The organism is Micromonospora sp. D93, from assembly GCF_018070365.1.
In the GTDB taxonomy this organism is placed as follows: domain Bacteria; phylum Actinomycetota; class Actinomycetes; order Mycobacteriales; family Micromonosporaceae; genus Micromonospora; species Micromonospora ureilytica.
Genome location: NZ_JAGPXW010000033.1, coordinates 45850 through 56801 on the forward strand (window position 1 = coordinate 45850; position 10952 = coordinate 56801).

11 protein-coding genes are annotated in these 10952 nt (G+C 67.1%); 4 read left to right on the plus strand and 7 right to left on the minus strand.

Annotated elements, in window-relative coordinates:
- Nucleotides 1-29: 29 nt before the first annotated feature.
- Complete coding sequence (locus tag KBX71_RS28270) at nucleotides 30-935, minus strand: hypothetical protein (RefSeq protein WP_210820844.1); 906 nt, start codon at nucleotides 933-935, stop codon at nucleotides 30-32.
- Between the two features lie 206 nt (nucleotides 936-1141).
- On the opposite strand from KBX71_RS28270, the gene KBX71_RS28275 reads away from it, so the two are divergent.
- Nucleotides 1142-2026, plus strand: a complete 885-nt coding sequence (locus tag KBX71_RS28275) for a fibronectin type III domain-containing protein (protein ID WP_210820845.1) — start codon at nucleotides 1142-1144, stop codon at nucleotides 2024-2026.
- 107 nt (nucleotides 2027-2133) lie between these two features.
- On the opposite strand, the gene KBX71_RS34655 is transcribed toward KBX71_RS28275, so the two are convergent.
- Genes KBX71_RS34655 through KBX71_RS28290 form a run of 3 tightly spaced genes read right to left on the minus strand, consistent with a single transcriptional unit; the run spans nucleotide 2134 to nucleotide 5431 of the window.
- Nucleotides 2134-3558 carry an HNH endonuclease gene (locus KBX71_RS34655; RefSeq protein ID WP_210820846.1) on the minus strand — a complete coding sequence of 475 codons (1425 nt, stop codon included), beginning with the start codon at nucleotides 3556-3558 and terminating at the stop codon, nucleotides 2134-2136.
- Between the two features lie 48 nt (nucleotides 3559-3606).
- Nucleotides 3607-4308 (minus strand): hypothetical protein, encoded by a 702-nt coding sequence (locus tag KBX71_RS28285; protein WP_210820847.1) that lies wholly within the window; start codon nucleotides 4306-4308, stop codon nucleotides 3607-3609.
- Between the two features lie 16 nt (nucleotides 4309-4324).
- Nucleotides 4325-5431, minus strand: coding sequence for an FAD-binding oxidoreductase (locus tag KBX71_RS28290; protein WP_247684248.1), 1107 nt, complete (start codon nucleotides 5429-5431; stop codon nucleotides 4325-4327).
- Between the two features lie 219 nt (nucleotides 5432-5650).
- Here KBX71_RS28290 and KBX71_RS28295 point away from each other — a divergent pair, with 219 nt between their 5' ends.
- Nucleotides 5651-6169, plus strand: coding sequence for a flavoprotein (locus KBX71_RS28295; RefSeq protein WP_210820848.1), 519 nt, complete (start codon nucleotides 5651-5653; stop codon nucleotides 6167-6169).
- Here the strand turns inward: KBX71_RS28295 and KBX71_RS28300 are convergent.
- Nucleotides 6135-7022 carry a hypothetical protein gene (locus KBX71_RS28300; protein WP_210820849.1) on the minus strand — a complete coding sequence of 296 codons (888 nt, stop codon included), beginning with the start codon at nucleotides 7020-7022 and terminating at the stop codon, nucleotides 6135-6137. The two genes, KBX71_RS28295 and KBX71_RS28300, sit on opposite strands and share 35 nt — an antisense overlap.
- Before the next feature lie 65 nt (nucleotides 7023-7087).
- A complete protein-coding gene (locus tag KBX71_RS28305) occupies nucleotides 7088-7546 on the minus strand; it encodes a hypothetical protein (RefSeq protein WP_210820850.1) in 459 nt (152 codons plus the stop codon).
- A 156-nt stretch (nucleotides 7547-7702) separates the two neighbouring features.
- On the opposite strand from KBX71_RS28305, the gene KBX71_RS34030 reads away from it, so the two are divergent.
- The gene (locus tag KBX71_RS34030) at nucleotides 7703-9223 is read left to right on the plus strand and encodes a hypothetical protein (protein WP_307847354.1); all 1521 of its coding nucleotides are present in this window, start codon (nucleotides 7703-7705) and stop codon (nucleotides 9221-9223) included.
- Nucleotides 9220-9789, plus strand: a complete 570-nt coding sequence (locus KBX71_RS28315) for a GNAT family N-acetyltransferase (protein WP_210820851.1) — start codon at nucleotides 9220-9222, stop codon at nucleotides 9787-9789. The genes KBX71_RS34030 and KBX71_RS28315 overlap by 4 nt, the downstream gene beginning before the upstream one ends.
- 106 nt (nucleotides 9790-9895) lie before the next feature.
- On the opposite strand, the gene KBX71_RS28320 is transcribed toward KBX71_RS28315, so the two are convergent.
- Entirely contained in the window at nucleotides 9896-10699 is an 804-nt protein-coding gene (locus KBX71_RS28320) for a DUF4231 domain-containing protein (RefSeq protein WP_210820852.1), read from the minus strand.
- Between the last annotated feature and the right edge of the window lie 253 nt (nucleotides 10700-10952).

Here is a 10952-nt window from a genome sequence, read left to right on the forward strand (position 1 = left end):
GCAGGGCTGCTGCACCGGCTGAGAGGTTTCTACGGCAAGGCGCAGATGGCGTACGCCGTGTCGGACCAGTTCCCGGCGAACGCGTCCTCCTCGTACGCGCCGGACGCGGCGGAGGTCGGGGCGGTCGCGGGGCCGCCGTTGGGGCGGAAGTCGTCGACGATGCCCTCGCCGGTCACCCCGTTCAGCTCGTAGCCGGCACCGGTCAGCACCTTCCCGACCGGGCACGTGGCAGTGACGCTGCGGAAGTCGAGGGAGTTGCTGGCCCCCAGGGCCGAGGTGCGCACCATGCCCGCGAGCGGGTTGGCGCAGATGGCGTACGCGGTGGCGGACCAGTTCAGGGCCGTGGCGTCCGACTCGTACGCGCCGACGGTGACAGCCGTCGGCGCCGTGGCGACGCCGCCGTTGGGGCGGAAGTCGTCGACGACACCTTCACCGGTGAGGCCGTTCAGCTCGTAGCCGGTGCCGGTCAGCACCTTCCCCACCGGGCAGGTCGCCGTGACGCTGCGGAAGTCGGTCGAGTTGCTGACGCTGGCCGTGGAGACCCGGACCAGGCCGGCCAGCGGGTTGGCGCAGATCGCGTACGCCGTCACCGACCAGTTCCCCGCGAACGCCTCGGTCTCGTAGGCGCCGACGGTGACCGCTGTCGGTGCCGTGGCGACGCCGCCGTTGGGGCGCAGGTCGTCGACGATGCCTTCACCGGTGACGCCGTTGAGTTCGTAGCCGGTGCCGGTGAGCACCTTCCCGGCCGGGCAGGTCGCCGTGACGCTGTGGTAGTCGGTCGAGTTGCTGACGCTGGTCGCGGCGACCCGCACCAGACCGGGGACCGCGGCGGACGCCGGGCTCGCCGGGACGAGCACCGCTCCGGTCGCGACAAGACCGAGCACGAGTACGGACGCTCGGGCACCGAGCCGCCGGCTTTTGTTCTGAGTACGCATGTATTTCTCCCGTCTGAGGCCGGACGGGGCGGCAGGTGCGACGCCGACGTCGAGGCCGTTCGTGATGACGGGTTCACGCTAGGTAGCCGCGTGACCAGGCATTATCTCCAAGCCGACTACGTCGCGTAGCGGACTGGATTCGTCGTCGGGGCCACTGGACTGACGGACGATGCTCAGGCATCGATGTTTGTGCATACCATTCGCCTATGCCTGCTCGCCGTGTCGCCGCCACCGTCGCCCTCGCCGCGCTGGCGAGCCTGCTCGCCGTCAACGCCGCCCGCGCCGACGGGCCGGCGATCAGCACCCCGGGCACCCCCACTGTGGTGGCCAACGAACCACATCAGCTCACTCTCAGCTGGGCGCCCTCCGCCTGGGTCGAGCCCGGCGCGGAGCAGCCGATCAACTACGAGGTGCAGGTGCCGCTGGGCCCGAACACGTACCGCTTCCTGGGCTCCACCACCGATACCACGATCACGCTGACCGACCTCGCGCCCGGCACGACGTACCGGATCGCGGTTGCCGCCCGCGCGCTCGGCGGCTACTCCGACACCTCGCCCACCACCACAGTGCGCACCGCGTCCGGCCGCGCGACGGTCAGCTACCTCAATCTGGACTGGTCCCCCACGAACAACCAGATCCAGCACCTCCTGAAGGTGACAAACACCGGCACCGGGCCGCTCGACTTGAGCACGGTGCGGGTGCGCTACCACCTGCGCTTCGAGGGCGCGAACACCTCGCTGGTGCCGAACTGCGACTGGGCCGCGCTGGGTTGTGACCGGATCCAGCAGGCCGTGCAGTTCTTCGTCCCGCCGGGCGGGTCGCCCGGCGCGATGACGACGCCAGCGCCGCCGGGTTACCCGATCCCGGGAACGCCGGTTCCCGGCTGGGTGGAGCTGACCTTCACCGACGGCACGCTCGCGCCGGGTCAGTCGACCGGACCGATTCAGCTACGGCATCACCGGCGCAGCTGGAGCGACATCGACGAACGCGACGACCCGAGCTGGGCCGCCGCCACCGGCAAGTGGACCGAGAACGACCGGATCACGCTGGACGTCGACGAGGTACGCGAATTCGGCGACACCTACTCCTGACCACTGCCGACCAGGCGCCGGCGACCGGCGTGCCCCAGGTCCGGCCGGCCTTGTCCCGACGAACGTGATGCCTGTGGGTCATCATGATGACTCACAGGCATCACGCTTCAAGGGGAACTACTCCCGGCCGTCCTGCGCCCTGGGTCTGGCTCGTGGCCTTCTACGACGTCATGGAACCCATGCCACGCGCGTCGGTGCCGAAGCAGCGCCTCCGGGTCTGGCAGGTCTTCCGCCCTCTCCGGTAGGCGCATTCGCTGGCCGTGGTAGCTGGAGTAGTGCGCGATGCCCGCCACCACATGCAAGACGTACGACTCGTCAATCCAGATCAACCCTCGGTCGAGCAGGTTGTGCAGGTCCGCGCGGAGCAGGAGGCCGTTGTTGACCTGGTTGGTGCCCGGCCCGTCGTACGGGTCGATGTGTGCAGCCTGGAGCGCGGCCTCGGTATCACAGCCGGTGATCGCGCAGCGGTTGCCATACGCCTTCATGAGTCGCCGGCGGAAGTCCGCCTGCCCCTGCCGCGCGGTGACCTCGGCCAGTCTCCTGCGCCGTCCCTCGGACGCGGCCTCCGGCTCAATCGCCCTGCTGTCGTCCGGGAAGTTCGCCAGGTTGTCGACCTTCAACACCTGCTCGGCGAGTTGGTCGTTGTGTCCTGCGGCATGCAGCGTTCGGACTTTCAGCAGCGGCTCAGTGAGATCACGCACGGCCGCGGCGAAGCGGTCATCGCGGAAAGCGGTCATCAGGTGGTGGTGCCAGCCGTCGACCCGGGCCTGGTCCGGCCCCGGATCCGCGTAATCGGAGTGGTGGATGGTCAGATCGGGGAAGGCGTCAGTGAACGCCTGGAACGTCGGCCAGTGCTGACGCAGGGCAGACCATCTGACAATGACAAAGCCGGTGATCAGCGAGTGTTTGTTCGGCTCGGCGGGCTCGGCCAGAACGAAGGTCTCCATCCGCTTCATGCTGACTGCGGCGAACCTTCCCGCGAACGTCGCCGGCATGCAGGACAGCGCCCAGTATTCCCGCTCCTTGTCAGCGGCATCAGGCACGGCGACGCGCAAGTACGCGCGGACCGCGTCGAGCACCCCGCCGTAGTATCGGCTGGACTTCAGTCGATCGAACTGGCGCTGCTTTGCGGAGACCTCGGTCAGCCCCGACTCCTTCGGCACATGCCTGTTGAATCGAGGCCCAAGGGCCGCGACCAGTGCCTCCTTCACTCCCTGCGCATCGTCGGTCCTGAGCCAGCGGAGGTCGCAGTGACCCAACCAGTCGGCGATGTCAGCAGCAGCCGCCGGGGCACCGCGCTGGTCTAGCAGCCGGCCGACCTGGTCGTGCAGGACCGATGAGCCACGGTTGCCGGTCAGGTGCTGGCGGAGACGCCGACCTAGATCCCTGGTCGAACCGACGTAAACGACCACGCCGTTCTCGCCAACCACGTGCACGCCGGACGTTCGGGGAGCGTCGCCGGCGGCGTCGCGTGTGTAGGGACGCGCAGGACTGAATCCGGACAGCGGATCGCCGGAGGGAGTGTCGGGCACGCCCAGACGCTACTGACCTGAATCATTTTTCGCGGTCCCACGAAGCTGTCATCGTGCTCTTGGGACTGGCAGGTCTTCGACGTGGCCCCACTTGAGTTCGGTGCCACCAAGCAGAGCCGCCTCACCCCACGAGACCCGGAGCAGGCCTTCGTCGGAGTTGCACGCGAACCCGACGAGCAGCACCCTCGGCTCGTCGGTCAACTGCTCCACGGCCTCCCGAAGAGCTGAGCGGTCGCGGGCTTCCTCCGGCGTGAGCGGCATCAACGGCAGAGTGACCTCCTCATGGCCCGGCTCAGGCCCAAAGAGGATCAACAGGTCTCGGATCAGCCGGTTGAGGTCACGCCCGGGGCGGGCGTCGCGCATGTCCAGGTCGCTCCGGGTCGTGTATCGCCAGGGCAACAGAAGATGCCCCCTGCAAATGGTGACCCGCACCTGGGCGCCCGGTGGGTGCACGTCAGCCACGTCGGGGAGGTCACGTAGGTACTCGTGCAACACCTCGTACTGCTGCTTCCATCGGACAGGGCCGAAGGCGTGATCGGTGTCCAACTCCGAGGCCTCGCGAGCATCCTGGGCGAGCTCGACCGCACGGCGCAGCGCCGCCGGGACAAGAGTGCGGAGATTGGTTGCCAGCGGCAGCCCAAACTTCTCGATCGACCACCGGGACGGACCGTCAACAACCTCCACGCCGCTTACCCCCCGCACTGAGACGAACACGCTCAGGCGTTCAAGCCTCTCATGGTGATCGATCAATGAGAAGGCGCGTCCGTCAGTGGGTGAAGCCGTTGGGCAGGTGGATGCGGGCGGCGGGGATGCCGGTGGCGCGCAGCAGTGGCCGCGCGCCGGCCAGCATCGCGGGTGGGCCGCAGAGGTAGATGTCCTGGCCGGGCTGGTGATGGTCGAGGGCGATGGTCAGGGCGTCGCCCTGCTCGGCCGGCTCCGCGCAGGGGTCGTCGGAGAGGGCCGGCACGATGGTCAGCCAGTCGTGGGCGCACTGCAGCTTGTCGAGGGAGATCGAGTCGTACAGGTCGGTGAAGGTGCGGGCGCCGACGATCAGCGTTACCCGCCGGCCGTCCGGCGCGGCGGCGACCTGTTCGACCAGGGCGCGCAGCGGCGCCAGGCCGGTGCCACCGGCGACGAGCAGCAGATTATTCGTGCTCACCGGGTCGAGGCTCAGGCCGCTGTCGGCGGGTGGGCCGAGCCAGAGCAGTTCGCCGGGGCGTACCTCATGGACCAGGCGGTGGGAGACGGTGCCGGCGGGTACGGCGTGGACGTGCAGCTCGACGGTGCCGTCCGCGCGTGGGGCGTTGGCTGGCGAGAGCCAGCGCCAGTGGCCGGGCAGGCGTGGCGTGCAGACCGGCACGGCCTGACCTGGCTGGAAGGGCAGTCGCCGCCAGGGACGTACCGTCAGGATGGCGATGTCGGGCGACGGCCGGTCATGGCCGATGACCTGGACGTGCCACCAGGCAGGGCCGTTGTCGGCCTGCGCGGCGACGCGGCGGATGGCGTGCGTGGCGCGGCACAGGGCGCGCGCGGCGGCCGTGGTGAGCTGCGGCGTCCACAGTGGCTGCGCGTGGCGGGCCACCGTGACGAGTAGCGCGTCGCCGATGCTGGTGGCGTGTGGGAGCAGGTCGAAATGACGGTACGCGCGGCCGAGCACCTGGAGCAGCGCCGCCCGGCTCGCCGGGGCGTCGCCGCCGACCAGGAGGCGGCCCAGCGCGGTGAAGAACAGCGGCGCGTCGCGGTGTGAGAGCAACCCGGTTCGGCGGTCTTCGACTGTGCACCAGAAGTCGCCGGCGGCCGGCGCGTCGACCGACTCCCAGGCGGCGGCAAGGCTCACGCGGGCCGGGTGGTCGTCGTCGAACACGGTGGGCATGCCGGCTCCAAGTCGTTGATTCATGGGCTGGCACCGGGGCGGGCGGGAGGAGCTGCGCCGTTGAGGGCCGGCGCAGTTCCGGGACAAGGCACCCGCCCCGGGCCATGCGTTGACTGTGGCGGCTGACCAGGTACAACGGCATGTCACGGTGATCATTGGCGGCATGCGCGATCGGTATGCGGTCGACGTCGCGGCTGTCGAATCGGGCAGACTGCGGGCATGACGGAACGCCCGGTGCTGTATCTGGTCGTCTGTGCCGCGGGCCCGGCGGAACACATCGACGAGCTGGTCGACCTCCTGATCGCCGACGGGTGGCGGGTGTGCATGATCGTCAGCCCGACCGCGGCGCCGTGGCTCGACCGGGCGGCGTTGCAAGACAAGACCGGCTATCTCGTACGCGTGGAGTGGCGGATGCCCGGCGACCCGGAGCCCCACCCGCCAGCTGATGTGGTGGTGGCCGCGCCGGTCACGTTCAACACGGTGACGAAGTGGGCGCTGGGCATCAACGACACGCTGGCGCTCGGCGTCCTGAACGAGTCACTGGGAGCGGGGTTGCCGATCATCGCGTTTCCGCATGTCAAGGATGAGCTGGCTGCCCATCCGGCGTACGGCGGTCACCTGGCGGTGCTGCGCGCTGCCGGCGTGGTCGTGGCGGACGGGAAGCCGCTGAACTCGATGAACGGGCCGGGGCGTTGGGGCGTGGTCATCGACGGGGTGCGCTCGGCTCGGCGGTCTTGAGGGTGGTCCCCGTCGGCGCTGTTGGGCCGCCGGACCGATGCGCGCGTTTTCGGTAGGCCGACCACCGCTGAGCCGCATCGAGGAGCGGGCCGTGGTGGGGTGCCGACGCGGCAAGCTGTTTGCGTTGCCAGAGCCGCGTCAGGGCGTCGACGAAGCCAGTCACCGACTGTTCGGGTGCGGAGGCGTACACGGGGATCTGCATGGCCCAAGCCTCGGCCGCAGCCGGCGTGTGACCAGCGCGAACGAGTCGAAGCAGGAGGAACGCAGCGTCGATCCAAGCCGCGCCACGAGCCGGGCTGGACCAGTCGACGAGTCGAAATCGCATCGCTGCCCCTGCTCTCCCCTCGGGCACCAGGAAGTTCCGGGGCGTCATGTCGGTATGCAGGAGAGCGTCGCCGTCGACCCACTTCGGATCGATGAGGGTGTGCCAACGGTCGGCGAAGGGGCGCACAGCTAACGGCGGGACAGGCGCGAGCTGGCCGCTCAGCTCGGTGAGCAGTGCCGCCAGCAGTGGCAGGTCGGGTGATCCGGGGGCCAGGTCGGGGTGCCTCCCCGCGACGTGCTCGAAGCCTAGGAGTAGCCAGCCGTCGCGCTCGACGGTCCAGAGCAGACGGGGTGCCGCTTCCGGCAGCCACGGGTTGACGCGAGCCTCGTTGCGATAGAGCCACGCGGCCGGGCTGCTCGACTCCCCGCCCTTGCAAAAGAGTCGACCGGTGGCGGTATCGAGGGTGACTGCCACCTCGCAGGAGGCCCCGGTAGGAATCGTCCTGGTCGAACGGATCGGGCCGGTGCGCCGCTCGACTTCGGCTCGTACCGGCTCGGGAAGCTCGTGCCAGTGGCGACGGCGTGGCATACGGCGGCCCTCCGAACGGCGAGCGGTCCCGGGCAGTCTATGCCCGGGACCGCTGGTCAGCCGCTCTATCCGGTTGGGCTGTCGGTGCATCCGGCGTGGCACTGGGTGCACTCGGCCGCACCCTCAATCGTCCAGACCGCGGCGTCGACGATGAAGCCGGCGGCTCGGATCGCGTCGATTGTCCGCGAGATCGGGGCGCCGAGCGGATGCGGGACGTCATCGTCGGGTGACGGCTCGGGCTCGTGGTGGATGAAGCGGCCGGCAATGCGGTGGCAGAACTCCGCGTAGTCGTGGGTGTGAAGGATGAACGTGTGCCAGCCGATGTCGACCAGGACGCTCGGACCGATCGGCTCGGCGGTAACGGCGCAGGTGCCGAGGAAGGCCAGCGCCTGGTCCAGGATCCTGGGCGGCAGGTCGGTGGCCAGGTCGGGATGGTCGTGGGCGATGCGGGCGGACAGCCGGGCGAAGAGTTCGTCGGAGACGAGTGCCCTCCCCGTGCTCCGTTGAGACGTGGTCAGCAGCATGGCGCTCCTTCCGGTGGCTTTCACCCACCGTGCGGCCCGGCGGCCTGACACCGGATGACGGCGCGAGCATCATCTATATGCGCGCTGCGTATACCGCTCCTCAACGCAGCGGGTTCAATGGATAGGCTCGATGAAGCTGGATGGACGGAGCCGCCGGTGACCCACTCGAACTGCCCCCGCTGCGGCGGACGGCTGGCCCGGGACAACGACAGCGGACGGTGTACGCCGTGCCAGGCTGCCGAACGGGACCGGTTGAGCGCGCCGCCGCCGGTGCCGGCGAGCTTCTGGGACCACGAGCCGGTGCGGCGGGCGCTCATCGAGCGGCATCTGGGGCGGGTGATTCGGGCGTACCGGTGCCATCCGTACCACGGGCGGGTCGCGTTGCCGCAGACCGTGGTGGCGGGATGGCTGGGGATCACGCAGGCGCAGTTGAGCCGGGTGGAGAACGGGCCGCCGCTCGTGTACCTAGACCGACTGGCGCACTGGGCGAAGCTCCTTCAGATGCCGGCTAGAAGCCTTTGGTTCCGCCTACCTGGGCAGCATTGCTGGACCGACGCAAGCCCGGTGGGTGACAAAACAATCAGCGCACTTGCCGACGATCAGGTGGTCGAGCGAGGCGATCAGGCAGCCGTGGCGGTTAACGTGGAGCAGGCAGCAAGCCAAGGGGGTGGCGTTACGGATCGCCGACGCTTCAACGTAATGGCCGCACTCGCCGGACTCGCTGCGGGCGGCCACACGTACCTGCTCCCCGGACCGACTGCTGAGTTGCCGGGAAACATTGGCATGGAGCAGGTACGGCTAGCGAGTTCCCTGGTTGACGATCTCCGGCGGGCTGATGCGGCAGCAGGCGCTGACCTGCTCTGCGACGTCGCCATGCAGGCGCATGTCAGGCTGTCGGCCTGGGCGGCAAAGGCAAGCTACAGCAGAGAGGTCGGCGACGCGCTCCAAAGCGCACTGGCTGATCTATCCATCGAGGCCGCCTGGCTCGCCATCGACGCCGATCGCCGGTCTGAGGCGAGGCCCTACCTTCATGAAGCGATCACTCGTGCCCGAATCGCGGACGACCCACAGGTGGAGGTCCGCGCCCTCACGCACCTGTCCCTGTTGATCCGCGAGAGTCAACCTGGCGAGTCGCTGCACTGCGCTGAAGCGGCCCTACGGATCTCTGCCGGATGGGCAACACCTCGACTCACCACGTTGCTGCACCTACGAAGGGCACCTGCCTACGCAGTTCTTGGGGATGCCGGTGGATTCAGTCGCGAGATGACGAAGGCCCGTCGAGAGTTGGACCGCGGCACTCACGAGGATGACCAGGGTTTCGTTCACTTCGTGAACGCCCAAGAGCTCAACGGGATCGAAGGGCTCTCCTACCTTGCCCTCGGCAGGTCCGAGCGCGCTGTTCGCTCATTGCGCGCGATCACTGTCAATCCCTCGCCTAGTCATCGACGGAACCAGGTCTACTACACGGTGCGTCTCTCCGAGGCGGCGTACCAGCAGGGCGACGTCAACGAGGCGGCACGTATCGCTCTAGACGTCCTGCCTACGGTAAACCAGATCAACTCGAAGCGGGTAAGTCAGCATCTTGCGCAGGTACGTAGGGATATGGCAGCGCCACGGCAAGCAACGACGACAACCCGCCAGTTCGTCGACGCATACGACCAGGCGGTGAGTGTGTGATCAAGGGTCTGCAACTAGACCATCACTGCGCTGACGAGGCCAAGGAGATCCTTGATCAGCTGGTGGACCTCTACCTGGAGGTCTACGCGGGCGGCGGCGATTTCTACAGCGAGGACCGCTACCGGCGTCAGCTCGAGCTGCATTTGCAGAGGGCTGGGTGGGAGTTAGTTACCGCGACGGTTCACGGGGCCTTGGTTGGCTACATCTATGGGTTCCCGCTACCTCCGCAGACGAGATGGTGGGAAGGCATCCACGAGCCGGTGCCGGCCGGGTTCACGGAGGAAGACGGAACGCGGACGTTTGCGCTCAGCGAACTGCTGGTATGCCCTGCTTGGCGCCGTCGGGGCATTGCGGCGGCGCTACACGACAAGCTGATCGAAGGCCGGGCTGAGCCGAGAACCACGCTTTTGGTGCGCCCTGACAACGCCGTTGCCCAAATGGCGTACAGCTCCTGGGGGTGGAGCAAGGTCACGAAGCTGCAGCCAAACTGGGACAGGGCGCCAACCTTCGATGTCTTGATTCGCGCCGCAGACGCCCACCCCGCGTCCGGCCAGCTAGCTAGCTAGCTGCGATGGCCGACACGACCAAAGCTGTTCTGAACCGGCAGACCAAGTTCGTAGATATGGCAGCGGTTCGGCCGATGCCTCTCGGGGTTGTCGCTTGACTTCGAACTCACGACTGCCGGGGTTCCTTCTGGTCCGAGGACTGCTCTAGCTGGAGTTCGCGCTTCCGCTGCTCATCCTTAAGCTCCTCGACGGCTTGAGCAAAGACCCGAAGAGCTTCCTCTTCAGTTTTTCCAGCATACTCCCGAATTCCCAGCTCTAGCGCCTTCTGATGTTTCTCCATAGCATCCGCCGTCTGCTGCTGATTGAACCCACGCTCTCTAAACTTGAAGAACCCAGTTACACCCGCCGCAACACTAACGACAGCACTCACTCCAGCCGCAACCCAGCGCACCCACTCAGCACTGGCCGCAGCAGCTCCGGCCGTAATGCTAGTCAAGCTTGTAGCGGCAACCGAACCGACGATGATTGCCCACTGCAGGAGATTGCTGTAACGTCGGCTAACTTTAGCCTTAGCCCTATATTGGTCGATGTCGTCTAGCGCGCCGATTCGATATACGCGAAGGGAGGCCCTTGTGTCAGATGCCGCCTCTGCAGCCAGGCGTAGGCGGTCTGACTGAAGCTGGACTAAATCGTATTTCTTTTCATCAACGTCAGGTTGACTCTGTAGCAGAAAGTACGCCGCAGCCACGGTCGAAACCATGGCCGCGACCGTTCCTATCACACTAAACGGACCCTTGTAACTCGTCCATATGCCTATAAACATGGCCCAGCCAAGGAAGCCAACGCAAAGGATGCTAGCAATTAGCCAAGCAATGCGAAGTCGCTGGAGAGTCTGCAGAGCACGGAGGCGTGTTTCACGAAGATCAAGCTCCTTGGCATTTTCCCGACGCTCGCCATCGTTGGACTTCAAAGAACTAGTCTGCATCTAATCCCCAAAATATTGCCCTGACGTCACCAAGAAAATCTCGTTCCAGGTGCAGCAGCCTCAGCTGACCCTCGCCAGCCAGTCGGCTCCGCCCTCCGAGCCACTCCGCGGCTCCCACATCCTGCCGGGACATTACCGGCAGAACCCTGACCGGCGGGACCCCGTGATTGTGGCCTAACGACGAAGGCTGGGCTATTGCTAGCCCAGCAGGCAACAGCACGAAGACTCATCGAGGCAC

Bases quoted from the DNA above. Each gene is read 5' to 3' on its own strand.
- KBX71_RS28270 (WP_210820844.1), bottom strand. From the start codon at position 935: ATGCGTACTCAGAACAAAAGCCGGCGGCTCGGTGCCCGAGCGTCCGTA.
- KBX71_RS28275 (WP_210820845.1), top strand. From the start codon at position 1,142: ATGCCTGCTCGCCGTGTCGCCGCCACCGTCGCCCTCGCCGCGCTGGCG.
- KBX71_RS28290 (WP_247684248.1), bottom strand. From the start codon at position 5,431: ATGCCCACCGTGTTCGACGACGACCACCCGGCCCGCGTGAGCCTTGCC.
- KBX71_RS28295 (WP_210820848.1), top strand. From the start codon at position 5,651: ATGACGGAACGCCCGGTGCTGTATCTGGTCGTCTGTGCCGCGGGCCCG.
- KBX71_RS28300 (WP_210820849.1), bottom strand. From the start codon at position 7,022: ATGCCACGCCGTCGCCACTGGCACGAGCTTCCCGAGCCGGTACGAGCC.
- KBX71_RS28305 (WP_210820850.1), bottom strand. From the start codon at position 7,546: ATGCTGCTGACCACGTCTCAACGGAGCACGGGGAGGGCACTCGTCTCC.